Below are 20,648 nucleotides of genomic sequence, written 5' to 3'. Positions count from 1 at the left end.
GACATCTTCACCCCGGCCGCCCCGGGCCGCAAACTAGGAAACGGTTTCCAACGTGAAGTGGCCGACGCCTTTCGCGGCGGAGTACACCGTCCATTCTCCGGGCCCCGGACCGTAACGGAGCTGGTACGCGAGCCGGACCGGCGGGCGAGAACGGTCGAATCGGGCGTAGTCCACCTTCAGCAGCGGTCGCATGACCGGACCGGCTTCGGCGATACGCTTGTCGATCTCGGGACCCAGGAGACCGCGATCGGAAAACCCGTCGATGATGGCGCAGTCGCAGAAGTACGCGATCGTGCCGATCTCGCCGGGCGCCCCGACCGGGGCACCGTCGATCCGCGCGCGAAGCTCCCTGCCGACTCGGGCGTAGTCCGTGGCACTGGCCCAGTTGCCGAAGAACGGCGGAGACGTCCACGGCACCCCACGGCCGGTGAAGGCAGGCAGATAGCCGGCGACGAGGAGCGGAACCAGGGCGAAGGCGAAGACCGCCCAGCGGGGTGACTTCCGCACGCCGCCCGCCACCCTCTGCGGCGAAAGTGTCTCCGAAACGATCCCGGTTCCGGCGATCGTCAGCGCCACCACCGGTGGCACGTAGTACCAGTGGTAGGGCGGCACACCGAGCAACGAGTACATCGCGTAGTAGGCGAGCCCGCCCGCGCCGAGCCCGCCGAAGGGACCGAACCGGCCGGAGACCAGCCAGGCCACCAACGCGATCGTGCCCAGTTCGGCGGGCAGGAAGGTCAGTACCGTCTTGAGGTCGGTTCCCCACATCTGGTCGAAACCGGTGGCGAAGTAGCCCGCCCCGCCGAAGCTCCGCTGCAACTGCTTGATGACCAGGGTGTCCGGCACCGCCGAGCCGAACGCGAACCAGCTGAAGGCGTACCAGGGCAGAGCGACCAGCAGCATCGGCCCCAGCGCCCTGGCGAGCCGTGCCCCCAGGGCGATACCGATGAGCGGCAGGAAAACGATCAGGTCGAGCCGGGTCAGCAGCGTCAGGCCCGCCGCGACACCGAAAGCGACCGGACGGCCCTCGTCGGCGAAGACGACCAGCAGGATCAGTACCGCCGGGATCAACAGGACCTCGAGACCGACGGCGGAGAGCACCAACGGGTTGGCCAGCACCAGCAGGATGGCCGCCACGGGCAGGCGCAGCCGCGCCCAGCCCCAGCCGAGGACCGCGCCCGCGAGCACGTTCACCACGCCCAGCGCGATGATCGTGTGCGCCGAGCCCGAGACCCTGGTCAGCAGCGTGAAGAAGCCGATGAGCCCCACGTTGAGCGGCGAAGTGGCGGTGTTCGCGGTGTGCCCGGGGATGAGTGCCCACTCGCCGTGGACCGCGAGGTTCTTCGCGTAGTCCAGGGTGATGTAGGCGTCATCCGTCAAGCTGTCCGCGGTCAGCAGGAAGGCCAATCCGGACAGCACGGCAGCGACCGGCGGAAGCCACCTGCTCGACCTCACCGTTCAACGATAACGGCGAACGGGCCGACCTCCCTGGTGACGAAGCGAGGTGAGGCGAACAGTTTCGGGGAGAACCGGACATCGTCGATGTGCACCGGGGAGCCCTGCGGGAAGGAGTCCGATGCGATCGGCATCACCAGGCTGTCGCCGTCCTTGCGGAGCACGAACACGTTGGGCGCCTCGTGCGGGTTCGCAGCGAGCCGCGCGAGCAGGTCGTTCGCGGTGGCCGAATCGGCCCAGTGCCTGATCTCCGCGTTGCGCTGCACGTAACCGGCGAGCGGGTTCGCGTACTGCGGGGTGGTCTGCTGGAAACCCCAGTACGGCTGGAAGCACAGCAGCCGGTCGTAGGCGGAGAGCACGACGTTGCCCTCCGGCGCGCGTCCGGACACCGTGTTGATCGTCGCGATCAGCTCGCCCGTCCACGCCCCGTCCTTTTCGGGATCGTGCTGGCCCTTCGCGTTGTGGCCGTCGGCGTAGTAGTCGGACTCGGCCAGCCCGATCGAGTCCTTCATCGAGGACCCGACACTGGTCTGGACCATGGCCAGCGCGCCGGCGAAGGCGAGCACGAAGGCGGCGACCTCGACCGGCCGGACCTGGCGGCCCACCGCCCGGACGAGTTCGACCCCGGCGAAGACACCGGCCACCGACAGCGCGATGTCGATGGTGGCCACGAACCGGAAGGCCAGCAACGTGGTGTGCACGACCAGCGCGAGCGTGGACACCGCGAACCAGAGGTACACCGCGGCGGTGATGACCAGCAGCACCAGCGCCACCGGCTGCCGCCGCGCGCGGACGACCATCCACACCAGCCCGGCCAGGCAGAGCACGCCGAAGACGCTGCCCGGCACGAACGGGGTCGGGAAGTTGGCGCTGGAGTCGGGCAGGAAGTGTGCGGCGACGTTCGGTTTGCCGAGACCGCCCGCGAGGATGAACGGGCCCCAGGTGACCAGCGAGAGCAGCGCGGTCAGCGCGCCGATACCGACCAGCCGGAGCAGCAGGCGCCGCGTGACCTCCCCGGCCGCGGCACCCTGGCGGACGTCGAGGAAACCGGCGAGCAGGGCCAGCGCCACCACGACCAGCACCCCGAACACCAGATGCAACGTGTAGGTGATCCCACAGAACCCGAGGTAGCCGCCGATCAGCACGATCGTCCAGGCGGGCGCGCGGTCGCGACGGCGCAGGACCTTCCAGGCCAGCACCGCGATCGGCGGCAGGCAGGCCGAACTCGGCCACGCGTAGGGCTCGTCGACCGCTACCGAAAGCACCCCGGCGAGCACCGTCACGAGGGTGACCAGCACCGCGAGGCGCCGGTTCACCACCAGACTCCACAGCACGAACGCGGCCACCGAAGACAGAGCGATCCACGTGATCGCGTAAGGCTTGTAGGCCGCCCAGCCGTCCCAGCCGAGCAGGTTGGCGAAACGGCCGCCGAGCCAGAACCAGCCGCCCGGGTAGTACGGGGCGAGGCCGTGGTAGTTCAGATCGGTCAGCGAGCCGGTGGCCGCCATGCGCTCCATGTACTGCAGCCGGAACGTGTTGTCGACCGAGGACCCGCCCAGGAAGAACCTGCTGGCCTGCAGGGGGATCGCGAAGAGCAGGGTGGTGAACGCGGTCAGCACGGCCCAGGCGCCGCCGACCTTCACCCACGAGGGCCAGCCGCGCGCCAAGCCGAAGCCGATCAGCGCGAACAGCACCACGAGGATCACCGCGACGGCCAGGTTGAGCAGCGCGGCAGGCACGTTGGTGCCGGGGTCGACGTGCATCCGGCCCGCGGCCAGTTGCAGCGCCAGGCTGAACACCACCGCGAACAGCACACCGATCGCCAGTTCGGCGAACGTGCGCCCCGGCCCCAGCAGGGTCAGGCGTGCTTCACCGGAGTGGTCCGCCGAGGAGTCCCGATCCGCCTGAGGGTCCGGTGATTCCACCCGATCGTGAACGGTCGTCACAGGTAGAACGTGATCCCGAGAGTGGCCACCCACAGCACACCGAGGACCTGCAGGATCCGGTCCTTCAGCACGATCTCCTCCGGCTCACCGGCCGTGCCACCGTCGACGTCGACCGCGTACCGCAGCACCGCGATGACGAACGGGACCATGGAGATCACCGGCCAGACCGAGCCCTCCGCGCGAACCCGCAGGTCGAACGCCCACAAGGCGTAGGACATGATCAGGATCGCGGCCGCGGTCGCCCACACGAACCGCAGGTAGCTCGCCGTGTACTTCTTCAGCGAAGACCGGATCTTGGCGCCGGTGCGTTCGAACAACATGATCTCGGCGTACCGCTTGCCCGCCACCATGAACAGCGAACCGAACGCCGTCACCAGCAGGAACCACTGCGACAGCGTGATGCTCGCCGCCACACCACCGGCGATCGCGCGCATCAGGAAGCCCGACCCGACGATGGCCAGGTCGATCACCGGCTGGTGCTTGAGCCCGAAGCAGTAGCCGAGCTGCACCGCCTCGTACACCCCGAGCACGATCGCCAGGTTCGGGTTGGCCAGGAACGCGACCGCCAGACCGGCCGCGAAGAACACCACCGCGGCGACGTAGGCCACCGGCACCGGCACGATCCCGGCCGCGATCGGCCGGTTGCGCTTGGTGGGATGCGCACGGTCGGCCTCGACGTCGATCGCGTCGTTGATCAGGTACACCGACGAGGCCACCAGCGAGAAGGCCGCGAACGCGATCAGCGCGTCGAGGAGCACCGGTCCGTTGGTGATCTTCGCACCGGTGAACGGCGCGACGAAGACCAGCACGTTCTTCGCCCACTGGCGCGGGCGCGCGGTCTTCACCACGCCGAAGATCATGCGAATGGGACCGCCCTTGGCGGTCTGGACCGTGGTGGCGGCCGGCTCGGCCTCTGTCTCGTCCGTGGCAGCCTCATTGATTGATTTGGTCACGAGCGGCTTCCCCTTTTGCGGATCTTCCTGCGCAGCAGACCACCGACCGCGCCGCCGAGCGCCGCGCCCGCCAGCACGTCCGTCGGGTAGTGCACGCCGAGCACGAGCCGTGAGGCCAGCATCGGCGGGACGAGGGCGGGCACCAGGTTACGCCCCGTCAGTCCAGAGTAGAGAACCGCCGCCGCCGTCGTGGAGGTGGCATGCGAAGACGGGAAGCTCAGCTTGCTCGGCGTGCCGACCAGGACTTCCACGCTTTCGTGTTCCGGGCGCGGGCGGCGCACCACCCGCTTGACCGCGATGGACGCCGCGTGCGCGCCGACCACACCGGCCGCCGCGACCAGCCAGTCCTTGCGGTGTTCGCGGTCAACGGCCGCGCCGACGAGCCCGGCCGCGAACCAGCCGATGCTGTGCTCACCGAAGTGGGACAACCCGCGGGCGGCCCGCACCGCGCCGGGCCGCTTGAGGGCCCGTTGCGCGGTGGCGAGCACCTTGATCTCGCGCGAACCGGCGGAGATGGCCTTTTTAAGCATCCAAACTCCCGTCAAGAGGAGCGCCGTCGGTCAGGTGCGGCGCGATCTTGTTGTCGAAGACGGACAGCGCTGATCCGATCGCCATGTGCATGTCGAGGTACTTGTACGTGCCCAGCCGGCCGCCGAACAGCACGTTCCGCTCGGCCGCCTCCTGCTTGGCCAGATCGCGGTAACGCTCCAGCATGGCGCGGTTGTCCGGGGTGTTGATCGGGTAGTAGGGCTCGTCGTCTTCCTTGGCGAACCGCGAGTACTCGCGGACGATGACGGTCTTGTCCTTCGGGTAGTAGTCCCGCTCCGGGTGGAAGTGCCGGAACTCGTGGATCCGCGTGAAGGGGACGTCCTCGTCGTTGTAGTTCATCACCGAAGTGCCCTGGAAGTCACCGGTCGGCACGACTTCCTGCTCGAAGTCCAGCGTGCGCCAGCCGAGCCTGCCCTCGGAGTAGTCGAAGTAGCGGTCCAGCGGACCGGTGTACACCGTGGGGGTGCCGGCCGGGATCAGCCCCCGGACGTCGAAGTAGTCGACGTTGAGCCGGACTTCGATGCCCGGCTGGTTCGCCATCTTCTCCAGCCACGCGGTGTAGCCCTCGACGGGAAGGCCCTCGTAGGTGTCGTTGAAGTAGCGGTTGTCGAAGGTGTACCGCACCGGCAACCGCGTGATGATCGACGCCGCGAGTTCCTTCGGATCGGTCTGCCACTGCTTCGCGTTGTACCCGCGGATGAAGGCCTCGTAGAGCGGGCGCCCGATCAGCGAGATCGCCTTCTCTTCGAGGTTCTGCGCGTCCTTGGTGTCGATCTCGCTGGCCTGCTCGGCGATCAGCGCGCGCGCCTCGTCCGGGGTGTGGGACTTGCCGAAGAACTGGTTGATCAGCGCCAGGTTCATCGGGAAGGAGTAGACCTGGTCGGCGTGGCGGGCGAACACGCGGTGCTGGTAGCCGGTGAACTCGGTGAACTGGTTGACGTAGTCCCACACCCGCTTGTTCGAGGTGTGGAACAGGTGCGCTCCGTAGCGGTGCACCTCGATACCCGTCTCCGGCTCAGGCTCGGAGTAGGCGTTCCCACCGATGTGGGCGCGCCGTTCCAGCACGAGCACGCGCTTGCCGAGCTGGGTGGCGGCGCGCTCGGCCACGGTCAGCCCGAAGAACCCGGAACCGACCACGATCAGGTCGAAACCGGTGAAGTCGGCCTCAGTGAAGTCTGTCTGCTTGGTGTGCTCGCTCACGGCAGCCGAGCGTACCTACGCTACCCAGCGCGACCGCACCGGCCGCCAGATCACCTAGTCCGCCGCCCACTCGTAGGACAGTTCGTACCGATCGGCCGACAACACCATGTCGTTCATCTCCAGCGGCACCCCGTCTTCCCGGTACGCCACGCGGGTCACTGTGACGACGGGAACACCCTGGCCGAGCTGAAGCGCCGAAGCCTCGTCCGGCGTCGGCATGCGGGCACCGACATGCTCGGCATAGCTACCGAGGACGTGCCCGGCCTCCTCCAGGCGCGCATACGTCCCACCTGGACCGGTGTCGACCTGCTCAATGGCTGATCCCGTGGTGAACCGGCGTGGAAGCCTCGAAACAGCAAGTTGCACGACGGCCCCATCGGCCCGCATCACGCGGTCCCGAACCGTGAGTTCCTCGCCCTGCTCTACCGCGAGATACCCGGCCGCACGATCGTCAGCGGACTCGAAGCGGACCTTCACCGTCGAGGACGGCTTGAAGCCGTGCGCCTCGGCGTCGGCAAGGAACGCCCCCTGGTTGCGGGCCCGCGCCTCCTTCGAGAGCCGGTGACGAGACAGACGCCGAATGCTGGGAGTTGGCTTCACGAAGACTCCTCTCCCGTGCTCCGTGATGACGATGCCCTCCACGCGGAGAGCGTCTACCGCTTGGCGAATCGTCGGCCTCGAAACCCCGTAGGTATCCACGAGGTCCCGCTCACTTGGTAACCGGGCGCCAGGAGGGTAAGCACCGGCCGAAATCTTGTCTCGCAGGTCGGCCGCCACTTGCCGGAAGGCCGGGACACCGCTCGTCCGATCCACCATGCCAACAGGTTAACTCGTCTTGACCAGCTATCGCCCTCCGCTTCATACTGCAACTGGTAATGACGTCTTATCCAGTAGGAGGCTGGTGGAAGAGTCGATCACATTGCGGCCGTTACGTGAGGTCACACAAGCGCCGGAAACCACGGCACCGTGGCCCGACCCACGGGCCTACCGATATGAGCAGTTGGCGAATCACATCGCGACGCAGATACACAGCGGTGAACTCACGCCGTGGTAACCGTTGCCCTGCGAGGCCGACTTCGCTCAGAAGCACGGCGTCTCGCTGGGCACTGCCCGTCGCGCGATCGCGCTGCTACGCAGGCACGGCCTCGTGGTCACCGTCCGTTCCAAAGGCACTTACATCACGCCGGTGTCCACGCATGCGCTGGACAAACAAGAGATGAAAACCGATGCAAAGGAGTTCGCATGACCGCTGTGGTAACGGACAGAGTCACTGGCCGTTCTCTGATTCCGCAAGATCTCTTCGAGCGGCTGGTTTCACGAATCGTCACGGACGACGGCAAGACCTACGACCTGGCTGCGAGGATCATGGACCAGGCGCTGGCCTTCCTCGGGACTTGCGCACGGTACCACCGCGCGCACCTGACCCCCAGCGAACTCGTGGACGTCGGATGGCACACATTCATCCTCTACACCCGGGAATACAAAGACTTTTGCCAACGCATCGGCGGCCGGTTCCTGCACCACGTTCGTGCGGACGGTGAGCCCGCCGCAAGCGGCGAGACCGCCCGTGCGAAGCTGGCGCAAACCGTCGAGGCGATCATGGACGCCGGGTTCGCGGTCGACCAGGACCTCTGGCCGGTGAACGCGAACTGCTCGCAATGCAAGAACGGCTGCTACGACGATCCGCCACCGCCGCCTGGAAGGAATTAATGACCCGTCCTGGCTGGGCTGACCTGCCCGCACCGGTGCGCGCCGCGATCGAGCACCGGTGCGGGCGCGTCATTCGAGCTCAGGTTGCTTCCGGGGGGCGAAACGCCGACTTCTCGGCCACTCTGCACATGGCCGACGGAAGGGTGTTCTGCAAGGGCACAGCTGACGCGAACGGGCCGAGGGGACGCGCCCAACGGCACGAGGCGTACATCAATCCGTGGTTGCCTCCGGTTGCCCCACGCCTGGCTTGGGTGTCCGAAGTAGCTGAGTGGTTGCTGCTCGGCTTCGAACACGTCGGCGGGCGACATGCGGATCTATCGCCCGGCTCCCCTGGCCTAGCGCTTGTGGCCGACGCTATGGCCACTACCAGTGACGCACTGGCTCACTGCACGGCTCGCGCGCCCGGACTCGCGGACAAGTGGCGGTGGCTGAGCGGATGGAAAAGGCTTGCCGCCATGCCGGACTATCTGGACGTTTGGCCACGGGACCGGCTTGATCAACTCCTCAAATGGGAGGCCAAGGGGATCGAATGGGCCGACGGCGACGGCCTCGTCCATACCGATCTGCACCCGCTCAACATCCTCGTCGGCGAAGGCCGCGCGTGGATAGTGGATTGGGCATGGTCACGCAAAGGCGACGCGGCGACCGACGCCGCGCTCCTCGTCATCCGACTCATCCACGCAGGGCATACGCCGGAATCAGCCGAAGCATGGGCCGGTCTGCTCCCGGCTTGGCGGGCAACCTCCGAACCCAAGCTCACCGCATTCGCCGTGTCGATCTGGGGCGCATGGGAGTACCTCCAGCGCACCGACCCGTTGCCCCATCGAGCAGCATTGACGTCAGCGGCCCAAAGGTGGGCAAAGTACCGGCTCGGCTCATCGGCCGGTTAGGCCGGGGAGGATGTCGGCGGCGATCTCTTCGAGGACCGATTCGCGGCCTTCGTACGGTGTTCCGGACCGTGGCCAGTGGGTCACGACGTCGGTGAAGCCGAGTTCGGCCGCGCGGCCGACGGCGTCGGTGAAGGAGTCGACGCTGGACAGGGAGTACACCGGTCCGGCGTCGAGCTGGAGGTAACGGGCCGCGTCGTGCCGGTCGCGCCCGGTGCGTTCCATGATGTCGTCGAAGGTCGCGGACAGTTCGGCCACCGACTTCCACCACCCGTCGGTGTGGTCGGAGGGCAGGCCGTTCGTCGCCCACCCGGAGCCGAAGCGGGCGGCCACCTGCATGGTGCGGGGGCCGTTGGCGGCGATCACGAACGGCATCCGCGGCCGCCGCACCGGGCCGGGCAGGTTCCGTGCCTGGCGGATCGTGTAGTGCGTGCCCTGGTAGTCGAAGTAGTCCGTGGTGAGCAGGCCGTGCAGCGCCTCGGTGAACTCGGCGAACCGGTCGGCCCGCTGCCGGGCGGTCAGCTCGGGCTGTCCCAGCACGACCGCGTCGTAGGCCGGTGCGGCGGGACCGGCGCCAAGGCCGACCAGGAGCCTGCCGTCGGAGACGTCGTCCAGGGTGATCAGCTCGCGGGTGAAGGGCACCGGGTGCCGGAAGACCGGCGAGGCGACGAACGTGCCGAGGCGGATCGTCGAGGTGACGGTCGCGGCGGCGGTCAGCGTCGGGACGGAACTGAACCACGGGCCGTCGACCAGGGATCGCCAGCCCAGATGGTCGTAGGTCCAGGCGTGGTCGAAACCGTATTCCTCGGCGGCACGCCACTTGGGCTCGGCTGCCCACCAGCGGTCTTCGGGAAGGATCACGATGCCAACGCGCACCCGGCCACGCTACTAGAGCAACGTCAGCGCGCTGACGCTGTGAGGCCGGGAACGCGGGGGCACCTCCGCGGCTCTGGGACAATGGCCAGGTGGAGAAACCGCAACTGATCGCCTCCGACGTGGACGGCACCCTGCTCGACCCGTTCGAGCGGTTGTCCCCGCGCACCGCGGAGGTGGTCGGCCGTGCCGGTCAGGCCGGCGTGCCCGTCGTGCTGGCCAGCGGGCGCCCGCCCCGGTGGATTCCCTCGGTGGCCAGTGCCGCGGGCCTCACCGGCTATGCGGTGTGCGCCAACGGCGCGGTGCTCTACGACATCGGTGCCGACCGGGTGGTGGCGGTGAACGGCCTGCTGGAGCCCATGTTGCTGACCGGCGTGGTGGCCGAACTGGAGCGAGCGCTGCCCGGCTGCGGGTTCGCCGCCGAGCGGATCGGTGCCAGGGCGATCGACCCGGAGGTGCGGAACCTGGTCATCGAGCCGGGCTACCGCAACCCGTGGGGTGACGGTGAGGGCATGGAGTCGCCCCGCGCCGAGGTGATCGGGCGGCCGGCGATAAAACTGCTGGTCAGTCACCCGGGGATGAAATCCGACGAGATGGCCGCGGCGGCGGGCGCCGTGCTCGACTCGTCGGTGGACATCACCTTCTCGGCCGGTTTCGGGCTGATCGAGGTCGCCGCGAGGGGCATCACCAAGGCCACCGGCCTCGCCGAGGTCGCCGAGCGACTGGGCGTGTCCCCGGAACGGACGATCGCGTTCGGTGACATGCCCAACGACGTGGAGATGCTGCGGTGGGCCGGGCACGGCGTGGCGATGGCCAACGCGCATCCGGCGGTCCTGGCCGTCGCGGACGAGGTCACCGGCCCCAACAGCGAGGACGGCGTCGCCCAGGTCCTCGAACGGTGGTTCTAGACCCGTCTCACCACCGCCACCCTCGAAGAGGCTCCGCGCGGCCACATCCAGCCCCACCGCCGCCCTCGACGGACGCGCTCCGCGCGACAGTCAGGGGTCATGGCCGCGGGCACGGCGCGTAGGTCAGGCGCGGGTCGGCGGTCAGGCGGCCGAGGATGCTCCCGAAGACGTCTTCGCGCGGGTAGACGGTGATCCAGGCGCCGGTGGCCACGCGCTGGAAGGTCGCCGATTCGTACGGCCCCGGGAGCCCGGCGCAGTCCCGCGCCGGGGTGTAGGCGACCAGCGCCGGACGGGTGACGGCAGGATCGTCGGCCACGACCAGACGCGGGCCCGCCGCGTAGGCGAGCGCGGCGTTCCCCCTCGCGTCGATCACCGAACCGGGTGGCAGCCACTCCGCCAGCCAGGAGCCGATCTCCTTCGCCTCCTCGGTCCGTGCCCGGCGATGGGTCACGCCGGACCACGCCGCCGCCGAGATCGTCAGGCTGAGCGTGCACACGGCGAGCACGATGCCGGTCACCGCGCGCGGGGCAGGACGCGGTGCCGACCGGCGCCGGGCGAGGAGCACGGCGCTGCCCACCGAAAGGAGGGTGACCCCCAGGAAACCGTAGGTCGCCGGACCGCACGCCACGGCCGCCGCGGCGCTCAGGGGCCGGTCCGGGGACAGGGCCCGCCAGGTGAACCACGGCGCCACGAACACGAACCCGCCGAGCAGGTAGCCAAGGGGCGCCCACCAGCTCCACCGCCGCTTCACCGCACCCACCGCGAGCCAGATCCCGGCCAGTACGGCGGGTATCGCCCCCTCCGGCCTGGTCATCAGGGCCAGCGCCGCGAGCACCCCGGCGACCACGGTGTGCCCGCCGGCGAGCGCGCTCGCCACCGCCAGCAGGAGCAGCACGAACAGACCCATTTCGGTACCGGTGAGGCGGCAGGCCGCCGGCACCGCGGCCGCGGTGGTGAGCACCGCGGCGAGCGGCCCGAACGGGCCGCCGAGCCGGTGGGAAAGCACCACACAGCCGAGCACGCAGACGATGCTCAGGACCATCGCGGACGCCGCCACGTCGAGACCGAACATCGCCTTGAGCAGCGTGACCACGACCAGCCAGGCGAAGTTCGCCGGTGCCACGGCCGGCTCACCCAGGTCGAAGACCGCGCCGTGCCCGGCCGCGATGTTCTCGGCGTACCGGAAAGTAACGAAAGCACTTTCCCCCATCGTGCCGAACAACAACTGCTCGACCAGGGCAAGCGCCAGCACGAACGGTAGCAAAACCCGGCCCCGAACCCCCACGTCGCGCCCGCCCTCCGTGACAGCGCAAAACTCTCACGGAAAGTATCGTGCTGGTTCGGAAATCGTTTCTCGAAACCACGGATTGAACCTTGCTCACGATCTTCGTTTCCCTGTTGGTGATATTCCTTCCCGGCGCGCTGGTCGGTGCCCTCGCGGGGGCCAGGGGCTGGCTGCTCGCCGGGTTCGCCCCGGTGCTCACCTACTGCGTCGCCGGCCTGGCGGGTCCCTGGTACGCGCTGGCCGGAATCCGGTTCACCGTGATGTCGTTCCTGGCCGCGACCGCGGTGTTCGCCGCCTTCGCGTGGCTGCTCGGCCGCAAGCCGGGGCCCGATCGCCTGTGGGACGGACGGGGTCACCTGGCGGTGCTCGGCTGCCTGCTCGCCGCCGCGACGGCCGGGGCACGCACGGTGCTGATCGGCATCGGCAGGATCGACGCGGTTCCCCAGGGTTACGACGCGGTCTACCACGGCAACGGAATTCGCTACATCGCCGAAACCGGCGATGGCAGCCTCACCGGAATGGGTACTCTCAACTGGTACCCGAACGGATTGTTCTATCCCAATGCGTATCACCTGATCGGGTCGTTGATCTATCGGCTTACCGGCTCCGGAATTCCCGAGGTCCTCGACTCCGGTTCGGTGTTGCTGCCCGGCCTGCTCGCACTGTCGATGGTGGTGCTGGTCCGGCGGTTCCGGGGGCGCGCGGTGCTGGCGGGAGCCGTGGCGCTCGTCTGCGTGGCGCCGGTGACGCTGCTGTACGAATCGCTCGACCATGGCCCATTGCTGCCCTTCCTGCTGGGTCTCGCCCTGACCCCGGTCGGCGCCGTCGCGCTCGCCGAGTACCTCCGGCGGCCTGGGCGTGACACCGGATTCCTGCTCACCGCCGTCGCGCTCGGCCTGCTCACCATTCACTCCTCCACGCTGTTCGGCGGGATTCTGTTCGCGTTGCCGCTGCTCATCCGGCATCGGCGAACCCTGGTGAAGCTGCTCCCGGTCGCCGCCGCCTGCGTGCTCGCCGGGTGGTTCCAGCTGGCCGGCGCGATCGGACTCGCCGCGGGAGCCTTGCCGTACAACGGCTGGCCCACCGAGACGACCACCAACAAGGCCGTGGGCATCGTGCTCACCTTCCAGAACACCGAGGCACACGCACAACTGTGGCTCGCCGCCGCCCTGCTCGGCGGCCTGATCGCCTGGCGGCGGCTCGGTGAGCTGCGCTGGATCGCCGCGAGCGCGCTGCTGACCGGACTGCTCGCGGTCCTGGTGTTGTCGATGGGAAGCCCGTTCGTGAAGGCCCTGTCGCGGCCGTGGTGGAACGATCCGCACCGGCTTGTCGCGTTGTCCGCTGTGCCGCTGTGTGTGCTCGCCGGGCACGGGCTGGCCGAAGTGCAGCGATACCTGCGCGACCGGTTCTCCCTCGCGCCCGCGGTCGCCGTGCTGACGTTCGCCACCTTCTACGTCGCCAGCAATGCGCTCTACACCGTGTCCAACGCCGTCGTGATCGAAAAGGGGTACGGACCACACGACGGCATCGCGGAAGACGATCTCCCGGTCAGCCACGCCGAAAAGCAGGCGATGCTCGCGCTGGGCAGGCTCGCCGCACCCGGTGACTGGGCGATGAACGACCGCGCGGACGGCTCAGCGTGGACATACGCGATCAGCGGCGTGCGGACCGTCGCCGCGCACTACGACCCGGCCCTGCCGACGCCCGAATACGTCCTGCTGGCAGCGCGTTTCCGCGACTACGCGACGGATTCACGGGTGCGTGCGGTCGTGCGGCGGATGCACATCCGGTGGGTCATCCTCGGCCGCGGCGGCTTCCCGCATGACGCACCACGGGAGCCCGGCCTGGTCAATCTGGACGGGCTGCCGTTCCTTCGAGTGGCTTACCGGAACGCCGACGCCGTGGTGTACCAGCTGCTAGCGACGTCGTGACCAGGTCGGCCAGAGTGAACATCACCCGCGACGCGAGCGCGTAGGCCAGCGCCGCGGCGACCAGGCCGATGGCGGCGTAGATCAGTGAGCCGGTGAACACTCGCGCTCGGGACAAACCGGCCTGGCGGGCCAGTTCCATCTGCATGAGGTACGCCCAGACCGACCCTGGCACGTACTTGCCGAGCTGGCCGACGAGGCAGATCCGCGCGCCGCAGCGGTACCCCACGCCTTCGCCGAGCCCGTCGACCACCGCCTGCCACCCGTAAGCGGACACCGCGAGGCTCGCGACCAGAGCACTCGAGCTCGCGATGAAGGTCATCCAGCCGATACCGCCGAGCGTGTCCCGGAATTGCGCCCAGTGCGCGGTGATTTCGCGGACCGCGAATCCGGCGACCACCACGAGCGCCGCCCAGCGCACCAAATCGGCTTTTCTTCCGCTCACCTTTTCCGACGTTAGCAGCCACTCTTGCTCAGGACGAAACCGTGACCACTTTGGTGAATTCGGTGAGCAGGTCGTAGCCGTCCCAGACGGGCGAAAACGCCAGCGCGGAGCCGAACGGGACGATGCGGTCGACACCACGCCCGGCCAGTTTCCGGGCGAAGGTGACCAACTCCGCCCGGTCGAACCCGAAATGGGTGACGGTCTGATCCTTCCGGCAGACAATCCGTCGCAAATCGTCGAGGCTTTTGACCCACGAATGAGTGAATACACCGGGCCCCAGCCAGGCACGCGGTAACGCCGCGGGTTCGGTCAATTCGAGTGTCGCCACGGCCTCGCTGTCGAACTCGATCAGCCGGACGCGCCCGTCCGCGGCGGCGCCGTAGGCGGAGACTCGCTTTTGGACCGCCATCGCCGGGTCGGGGAAGTACCCCTTCTCCGCCACGACCGCCGTCAGGAGGCCACGGAACTCCCTGGCGGCGCTCCGCCCGTCATCCGGGTCGCCGATCCAGAAGACACCACGCGGTGACGAGCAGGCGGCCTGACCGAACCAGAACGTGTCGTCGCGGAAGCCCTCGACCGCGGCCCGCCGTTGCCGTGCGGTCGACCGGCGCCAACCTGGCACGGAGATCACCGCGAACGAGGAACGATCCGGAAAGGTCAGGTCGCGGGCATGGGGAGCCAGGGGAAACCGGCGCAGCGCGCGCACCGACGCGTCACCGCCCCAGACCACCCGGAGGTCGGCCGCCTCCGACAGCGCGGCGGTGATCGCGTCGTCGTGGCCGTAGCCGATCACCCGCTGGGTCCGCGCCACCACACTGTCCACTTCGGACAGTAAATCGTTGGCGGCGTCCAGTACGACCCGGGTCGCATCCCCCGCTCGCGCGGAAACCTTGACCACGTTCCGGTTTCCGCTCCATGCGGACAACGCCCAGCAGTACGCGAACACAGTGTCCACATTGGCTGGTGGAACGTGGAACACCAGCCCACGCGGCACCCTCAGCACTTCGTCGCGGGGCGGGACCGGCATGCGGCGCAAGAAGAAACCCAGTGGCGCGAGTTCGGGGTGGGCCCGCGCGATCGCCGGTCTGAGCAGCGCGCGGCCGAGCCGTGCCAGGAAGTCCCCGATCCGCTCGTCGGCCACCGTCAGGAAATCGTCTGTCGGCCCGTCGGTCAGGTCCCCGAGCCGGAAGGGCGCGTCCGCGGGAAAGAGCGAGGTGACGTTCATGCCGCGCGGATCGTGTCGGAGCAGCCTCGCGGCTCGGCCTTCGGCAACCGGCCCAGCACCGAGAATCGCTTGCCCGGCCGGTCGCCGTCGTCGATTCCGTGGCAGACGCCCAGATCTTCGGTCAGCAGGACATGGCCCGGGTAGGAGGTCGGCAACGTACTGAGCACTTCGATCAACCCCGGCTTCCCCACCGGCTGCTCCCGCCAGGTTTGCGGGTCCCGGATCACCACGTCGGCGCCATCCGGGCAGTACAGGCCGTTTCCCGACGGCCCTTCCAGATGGATCGTCCCGATCTGTTCGACCATGCCGTAGTAGGCGTGGATCCGGGTGAGCCCGGTGTCGGCGGTGAAGGCCGCCCGGAACCGGGCGTTGCCGACGGCACGGTCGGCGAGCTTCTTCCAGCCACCCGAGTGGATCAGGATCCCGTTGGACAGGTCGAGCCGGTGGTCCCGGGCGAGGGCGTAAAGGTGTTGCCAGACCAGGAAAGTGAACCCGAAGATCAGGAACGGCTCACCGCCGTACCGGGCCAGGAAGCGCTGGAGCACCACCGGGTCGGCGCGCTCGTCGTCGCCGAGCAGGTAGGTGTGGGCCCGGCCGAAGGTGGACATGCCGAGCACGCCCGCCGCGCGGGCGGAGCGGGCCCTCGCCACCCGCGCGGTGTCGACGATCAGCATCGGCAGGCGATCGGGGCCGAGGACCGTGCGCAGCGTCGCGGCGAGCTGCCTGGTCTGCGCGGCCGCGGCGGCCCGGTCGAGATGGATCCGGGAAGCGCCGGAACCGCTGGTGCCCGAGGAAGACAGAACCGTGAACACCTCTTCGTCGGGGATGCTCTTGAGCACATGGGTCTTGAACAGGCGCACCGGCAGCCAGGGAAGATCGGTGAGGTCGGCGAACTCGTCGCCCACCCGGAGCGCGCTGAGGATCCGGTCGTAGCCCGCGCAGTGGTGCCGGTGGTGGGAAGTGAGTTCGGCCAGGCGTGGCAGCAGGCTCACACCTGCTCCACCAGGGTCTGATAGTCGATCTTCCCGCTGGCCAGCAACGGAATCGCGGAGATCCCCCGGACGTCGAAGCCGGACGAGTGCAGGTGAAGCCGGTCGGCCAGGGCCCGCGAGGCCATCCGGCAGACGCCTTGGGCCGCGCCTTCGGCGAAGAGCACCACCTTGTCGTCGGCCGGAACGGCGGCGACGAGTTCGATGCCGAGCCCCGTCGCGCGAACCGCCTGCTCCAGGTCGTCGAGGCTGATCCGGTTGCCGAAGACCTTGCCGATCCGCTTGAGCCTGCCGGTGACGGACAGGAAACCCTCGTCGTCGAGATAGCCGAAGTCACCGGTGTCGAGCACGCCGCCGGTCTGCTCACCCAGCGCGAGTTCGGCTTCCCGCTGCGCGTAACCCATCATCACGTTCGGCCCGCGGTAGACGATTTCGCCGGTGATCTTGGGGTGGGTGGTCTCCGACCCGTCGTTGTGCCGGATGCCGAAGCTGCCGCCCGGGAGCGCGGGCCCCACCGAAGAGGGCTTGTCGGCGAGCCGCCCGGCGGGCATCGTGGACATCCGTGGCGCGGCCTCGGTCTGCCCGTACATGACATAGAGACGACCGCCCGCCGCCCGCATCTTCGCGTCGAACTCGGTGACCAGTTCCGTGCGCAGCTTGCCACCCGCCTGCGTGAGCGTGCGCAGACGCCGATGGCTCGCCGGGTCGAAACCCAGACGGCGCAACACTTCGTAGTGGTAGGGCACCGCGGCGAGGCTCGTACAGCCGTAGCTGTCCACCGCGTCCCAGAAACCGCGCCCGAGCAGGCCGGACGGTTCGATCACCACCGTCGCGCCCCGCGCGAGGTGTGAGTTCAGCACCGAAAGCCCGTAGCTGTAGTGTAAGGGAAGGCTGGTCGGCGCGACATCGTCCCCGGTGATGCCGAGCACGTCCGCGATCGCCCGCGCGTTGGTCTCCACCGCGCGGCGGGAAAGCCGGACCAGGCGCGGGTTTCCGGTGGAGCCGCTGGTGGGCAGGAGAACGGCGAGTTCGGGATGCACCCGCACTCCGCCCTCGCTCCCGCGAACCCAGCGATCGCCGTCCGCGGTGTAACCGCCCGGAGGCTCGCCTTCGGGCGCGGCCAGCACCGCGGCGGGTGAGAACCGGTCGACGAGCAGGGACAGCGATCCCGAATCGAGGGCGGGGTCGACAAGCGTGACGGCCCGGTCGGACTCGAACGCGGCGAGGTAGCGCAGCACGGTCGGCAGATCCGTGCCGGCGCGCAGGAACACCACCCCTTCGGGCAGGACGGCGAGCGCGAGGGCTTCCCGTTCGACCGCGGCGCTCAGCGCGCGGCCTCCGAGGGTCCGGCCCGTCCTCGTGTCGGCCAGCCTGGCGCCTTCGCCGATCAACGTCATAGGACCAGTCCCCCATCGACCGCGATGACCTGCCCGGTCACGAACGACGCCTCGTTGCTCGCCAGGAACCGGATCACCTTCGCCACTTCTTCGGGTGCTCCGCGCCGGCCGAGCGCACTGGGAAAGTCACCGGTCAGGCCGCGGGTGAGGTCGGTCTTGATCAGACCGGGGGCCACCGCGTTCACCCGGATGCCGTGGCGCCCGAGTTCCTTCGACGCCGTCTTCGCGAGCCCGGCCACCGCCGCCTTCGATGCCGCGTAGACCCCCTGCCCGGCCGCGCCGCGTTCGCCGGCGACCGACGCAAGCACGACGATCGAGCCACTTCCGGAGCCGATCATCGCGCGAGCCGCGGCCTGAACGGTGTGCAGGGTGCCGGCGACGTTGACGGTCAGCACTTCGCCGACCGTCTCCTCCCGGATCATGCCGAAGACGCCGTCGGCGAACACGCCGGCGTTGGCCACGACGATGTCCAGGCGGCCGTACTCCTTCGCCACGCCGCGGACCACGGCGCTCACCGCGCCGGCGTCGGTCACGTCGAGGGCCCGTCCTTCGACCGTGCCGGGCACCGTGCGCGCGACCTCCTTGGCGCGAGTCTCGTCCCGTCCGGTCGCCACCACCACCGCCCCGGCGTCGGCGAGCGCGCGAACCGTGGCCAGCCCGATCCCGCGCGTCCCGCCGGTGACCACCGCGACGCGCCCGCGGAGGCTAGGCACCGGGGGCCTCCTTCACCAGTGCGACGGCGGCCTGGAAACTGTTCAAATCGATCACCTGATCCGTTTCGAGCCGGATACCGAACTCGTCCTCGATGGCGGCGACCAGGCTCATCTGACCGACCGAGTCCCACGCCCCGATATCGCGGTATTTCAGGTTTTCCACATCGACGTCCGCGCCGAGGTCCAGCGCCTCGATGAAAACCGCCCGCAACCTCTCGTGCACGATCAATCCTTTCGGTCGTGGAAAGCCTTCACCAAAGTAGAGACGGCCGGAGGAAGGCGGTCCATCAGCTTATCGGGTGGAAATGGGCCGGTGCCCTTGAGCCACGGTTCAAGCTCGACGATCGTGGCCTCGGCAAGTCCGAGCCTGGCCAGCCCGACCAGGTTCAAACCGGTCACCCTGGCCGGGTTGCCGACCGAGACGGTGAACGCGCCGACGTCGGCACGGATCGCCGCGCCCATGCCCACCTGGGCGCCCGGCCCGATCTCCACCCGCTGATGCACGGTCGCGCCCATGCCCAGGTTGGCCAGGGACCAGACGCGCACATGCCCGCCCAGGGCCACATTGGAGGCCAGCGTGACCGAGTCACCGAGCACGCAGTCGTGCGCCACATGACTGCCGCGCAGGTAGTAGCCGCCGTCCCCGACCACCGTCGGGCGCTCGATTCCCTGATGGACGCTGACGTATTCGCGGATCCGGTTCGCCTTGCCGATCCGCACCCCCCGGCCGGCGGGCCGGGTGAACGGATCGGGATGCGGGCCGTCGCGATGTTCGGCCGGAGTGCCGATGGTGACATGCGGTCCGATCCAGTTTCCGTCGCCGATAACCACCGGACCGGCGATCACCGTGTACGGACCGATGACGTTGTCGTCGCCGACTTCGACACCCGGACCGATTACCACGGTCGGGTGGATCTGATTTACCACGCTGTTCCGTTCTTAGACGATACCGGCGATCCACTTTACCGATGTCGAGAAAGAGCACAGCCCGCATGATTCCCATTACCGTGGTCGATGTCCGCGACTCAGCGCCGCTGGTGGTCGACGTGCTCCGCTCCGGCTCACTGGCGCAGGGGCCGATGGTCGCGCGTTTCGAGGCCGGCTTCGCCGCCCTGACCGGGACCGCGCACGCGGTCGCGGTCAACAGTGGCACCAGCGCGCTGGTGGCCGCGGTCCAGGCGCTCGACCTGCGCCCCGGCGACGAGGTGATCACCTCGCCGTTCACCTTCGTCGCGACGGTGAACGCGATCCTCGGGGCGGGCGCGACGGTGCGATTCGCCGACGTCTCCCGCGAGGACTTCGCGCTCGACCCGGACGCGACGGCGGCCACGATCGGCCCGCGCACCCGGGTGCTCATGCCGGTCCACCTCTACGGGCAGACCGCGGACCTGGGCAAACTCGCTCCACTGGCCGAGGAACGCGGGCTCCACCTGGTCGAAGACGCCGCCCAGGCGATCGGCGCGTCCTTCCAGGGCAGGCGGGCGGGATCGTTCGGGGTGGGCTGTTTCTCGCTCTACGCCACCAAGAACGTCACCACCGGCGAGGGCGGCGTGATCACCACCGACGACGCCGAGCTCGCCCTGCGGCTGCGGCTCCTCCGCAACCAGGGCATGCGCACGCCGTACGAGTACGAGCTGCCGGGAAACAACTACCGGATGTCGGAGCTGCACGCGGCGATCGGCATCCCGCAACTGGCCAGGCTGGACCATCTGCTCGCCCTCCGGCGCCACAACGCCGCCCGGCTGTCCGCCGGCCTCGCCGGAACGCCGGGTCTCACCGTCCCGGCCGAGCTGCCCGGACGTGTCCACGCGTGGCATCACTACACCGTTCTGGTCGGCCCGAACGCCATGCTCTCCCGCGACGAGCTGGCGGCCGAGCTGGCCGAGCGCGGTATCGCCACGGCCACCTACTATCCGAGGCTGGTCTTCGACCACGAATGCTTCCGCGGCCACCCCCGGGTTCCCGCGGTGACCCCCGCGGACTTCCCGGTCGCCGCCGCGCTGACCGACCAGGCACTGTCCCTTCCGGTGCATCCGGCACTCACGGAGTCCGATGTGGACACCATCATCGGCGAGGTACGCGAGGCGCTCGGAGCTTGAAAACGCTTACCCGCACCGCGCGACTCGCGGATACGAGGAACACCATGACCGTCTCGAGCGCGCGGGCACGCGGAAAACAAGGAGAG

At 68.8% G+C, this 20,648-nt stretch carries 21 protein-coding genes; 6 read left to right on the top strand and 15 right to left on the bottom strand.

Annotated features, from left to right (window positions below; genetic code table 11):
* Window positions 1–33: 33 nt before the first annotated feature.
* From ACFSXZ_RS17865 to ACFSXZ_RS17840, 6 genes are all read right to left on the bottom strand, one after another.
* On the bottom strand, window positions 34–1,455 hold the full coding sequence (locus ACFSXZ_RS17865; protein ID WP_378266147.1) for a hypothetical protein: 1,422 nt from the start codon (window positions 1,453–1,455) through the stop codon (window positions 34–36).
* Complete coding sequence (locus ACFSXZ_RS17860) at window positions 1,452–3,401, bottom strand: arabinofuranosyltransferase (protein ID WP_378266146.1); 1,950 nt, start codon at window positions 3,399–3,401, stop codon at window positions 1,452–1,454. The genes ACFSXZ_RS17865 and ACFSXZ_RS17860 overlap by 4 nt, the downstream gene beginning before the upstream one ends.
* Window positions 3,398–4,267 carry a decaprenyl-phosphate phosphoribosyltransferase gene (locus ACFSXZ_RS17855; RefSeq protein WP_378266507.1) on the bottom strand — a complete coding sequence of 290 codons (870 nt, stop codon included), beginning with the start codon at window positions 4,265–4,267 and terminating at the stop codon, window positions 3,398–3,400. Before ACFSXZ_RS17855 ends, ACFSXZ_RS17860 begins: the two co-directional genes overlap by 4 nt.
* 83 nt (window positions 4,268–4,350) lie before the next feature.
* The gene (locus ACFSXZ_RS17850; protein ID WP_378266145.1) at window positions 4,351–4,884 is read right to left on the bottom strand and encodes a phosphatase PAP2 family protein; all 534 of its coding nucleotides are present in this window, start codon (window positions 4,882–4,884) and stop codon (window positions 4,351–4,353) included.
* Window positions 4,877–6,103, bottom strand: a complete 1,227-nt coding sequence (glf, locus tag ACFSXZ_RS17845; RefSeq protein ID WP_378266144.1) for a UDP-galactopyranose mutase — start codon at window positions 6,101–6,103, stop codon at window positions 4,877–4,879. The genes ACFSXZ_RS17850 and glf overlap by 8 nt, the downstream gene beginning before the upstream one ends.
* A gap of 54 nt (window positions 6,104–6,157) precedes the next feature.
* Window positions 6,158–6,919: a GntR family transcriptional regulator gene (locus tag ACFSXZ_RS17840; protein WP_378266143.1), complete on the bottom strand. Its 762-nt coding sequence runs from the start codon at window positions 6,917–6,919 to the stop codon at window positions 6,158–6,160.
* A gap of 241 nt (window positions 6,920–7,160) precedes the next feature.
* Between ACFSXZ_RS17840 and ACFSXZ_RS17835 the strand changes: the two genes are divergently transcribed.
* From ACFSXZ_RS17835 to ACFSXZ_RS17825, 3 genes are read left to right on the top strand one after another with little or no spacing between them, the layout of a single operon-like run.
* A complete protein-coding gene (locus ACFSXZ_RS17835; RefSeq protein WP_378266142.1) occupies window positions 7,161–7,349 on the top strand; it encodes a hypothetical protein in 189 nt (62 codons plus the stop codon).
* A complete protein-coding gene (locus ACFSXZ_RS17830; RefSeq protein ID WP_378266141.1) occupies window positions 7,346–7,813 on the top strand; it encodes a glycine-rich domain-containing protein in 468 nt (155 codons plus the stop codon). Before ACFSXZ_RS17835 ends, ACFSXZ_RS17830 begins: the two co-directional genes overlap by 4 nt.
* Complete coding sequence (locus ACFSXZ_RS17825; protein ID WP_378266140.1) at window positions 7,762–8,703, top strand: phosphotransferase; 942 nt, start codon at window positions 7,762–7,764, stop codon at window positions 8,701–8,703. Before ACFSXZ_RS17830 ends, ACFSXZ_RS17825 begins: the two co-directional genes overlap by 52 nt.
* Here the strand turns inward: ACFSXZ_RS17825 and ACFSXZ_RS17820 are convergent.
* The gene (locus tag ACFSXZ_RS17820; RefSeq protein ID WP_378266139.1) at window positions 8,689–9,576 is read right to left on the bottom strand and encodes an LLM class flavin-dependent oxidoreductase; all 888 of its coding nucleotides are present in this window, start codon (window positions 9,574–9,576) and stop codon (window positions 8,689–8,691) included. The two genes, ACFSXZ_RS17825 and ACFSXZ_RS17820, sit on opposite strands and share 15 nt — an antisense overlap.
* An 89-nt stretch (window positions 9,577–9,665) precedes the next feature.
* Here ACFSXZ_RS17820 and ACFSXZ_RS17815 point away from each other — a divergent pair, with 89 nt between their 5' ends.
* Complete coding sequence (locus tag ACFSXZ_RS17815) at window positions 9,666–10,481, top strand: Cof-type HAD-IIB family hydrolase (RefSeq protein ID WP_378266138.1); 816 nt, start codon at window positions 9,666–9,668, stop codon at window positions 10,479–10,481.
* A 97-nt stretch (window positions 10,482–10,578) separates the two neighbouring features.
* Here ACFSXZ_RS17815 and ACFSXZ_RS17810 read toward each other — a convergent pair whose 3' ends face one another.
* Entirely contained in the window at window positions 10,579–11,733 is a 1,155-nt protein-coding gene (locus tag ACFSXZ_RS17810) for a hypothetical protein (RefSeq protein WP_378266137.1), read from the bottom strand.
* Between the two features lie 122 nt (window positions 11,734–11,855).
* On the opposite strand from ACFSXZ_RS17810, the gene ACFSXZ_RS17805 reads away from it, so the two are divergent.
* Window positions 11,856–13,697 (top strand): DUF6541 family protein, encoded by a 1,842-nt coding sequence (locus ACFSXZ_RS17805; protein ID WP_378266136.1) that lies wholly within the window; start codon window positions 11,856–11,858, stop codon window positions 13,695–13,697.
* Here the strand turns inward: ACFSXZ_RS17805 and ACFSXZ_RS17800 are convergent.
* Genes ACFSXZ_RS17800 through ACFSXZ_RS17770 form a run of 7 tightly spaced genes read right to left on the bottom strand, consistent with a single transcriptional unit; the run spans window position 13,615 to window position 19,390 of the window.
* Window positions 13,615–14,139, bottom strand: coding sequence for a hypothetical protein (locus tag ACFSXZ_RS17800; protein ID WP_378266135.1), 525 nt, complete (start codon window positions 14,137–14,139; stop codon window positions 13,615–13,617). The genes ACFSXZ_RS17805 and ACFSXZ_RS17800 overlap by 83 nt on opposite strands.
* Before the next feature lie 28 nt (window positions 14,140–14,167).
* Entirely contained in the window at window positions 14,168–15,364 is a 1,197-nt protein-coding gene (locus ACFSXZ_RS17795; RefSeq protein WP_378266134.1) for an acyl-CoA reductase, read from the bottom strand.
* Window positions 15,361–16,356, bottom strand: a complete 996-nt coding sequence (locus ACFSXZ_RS17790; RefSeq protein ID WP_378266133.1) for a LuxE/PaaK family acyltransferase — start codon at window positions 16,354–16,356, stop codon at window positions 15,361–15,363. The genes ACFSXZ_RS17795 and ACFSXZ_RS17790 overlap by 4 nt, the downstream gene beginning before the upstream one ends.
* Window positions 16,353–17,750: an AMP-binding protein gene (locus ACFSXZ_RS17785; protein WP_378266132.1), complete on the bottom strand. Its 1,398-nt coding sequence runs from the start codon at window positions 17,748–17,750 to the stop codon at window positions 16,353–16,355. The genes ACFSXZ_RS17790 and ACFSXZ_RS17785 overlap by 4 nt, the downstream gene beginning before the upstream one ends.
* Entirely contained in the window at window positions 17,747–18,463 is a 717-nt protein-coding gene (locus ACFSXZ_RS17780; RefSeq protein ID WP_378266131.1) for an SDR family NAD(P)-dependent oxidoreductase, read from the bottom strand. The genes ACFSXZ_RS17785 and ACFSXZ_RS17780 overlap by 4 nt, the downstream gene beginning before the upstream one ends.
* Window positions 18,456–18,686 (bottom strand): acyl carrier protein, encoded by a 231-nt coding sequence (locus tag ACFSXZ_RS17775; protein WP_378266130.1) that lies wholly within the window; start codon window positions 18,684–18,686, stop codon window positions 18,456–18,458. The genes ACFSXZ_RS17780 and ACFSXZ_RS17775 overlap by 8 nt, the downstream gene beginning before the upstream one ends.
* 2 nt (window positions 18,687–18,688) lie before the next feature.
* On the bottom strand, window positions 18,689–19,390 hold the full coding sequence (locus ACFSXZ_RS17770) for a UDP-N-acetylglucosamine acyltransferase (protein WP_378266129.1): 702 nt from the start codon (window positions 19,388–19,390) through the stop codon (window positions 18,689–18,691).
* A 65-nt stretch (window positions 19,391–19,455) separates the two neighbouring features.
* Here ACFSXZ_RS17770 and ACFSXZ_RS17765 point away from each other — a divergent pair, with 65 nt between their 5' ends.
* A complete protein-coding gene (locus ACFSXZ_RS17765) occupies window positions 19,456–20,562 on the top strand; it encodes a DegT/DnrJ/EryC1/StrS family aminotransferase (RefSeq protein ID WP_378266128.1) in 1,107 nt (368 codons plus the stop codon).
* Window positions 20,563–20,648: the final 86 nt, after the last annotated feature.

This window comes from Amycolatopsis pigmentata (assembly GCF_042684065.1).
GTDB classification, from domain to species: Bacteria; Actinomycetota; Actinomycetes; order Mycobacteriales; family Pseudonocardiaceae; genus Amycolatopsis_E; species Amycolatopsis_E pigmentata.
Note: the sequence above shows the minus strand (reverse complement) of the source record. Positions and strands in the feature narration are given on the sequence as shown.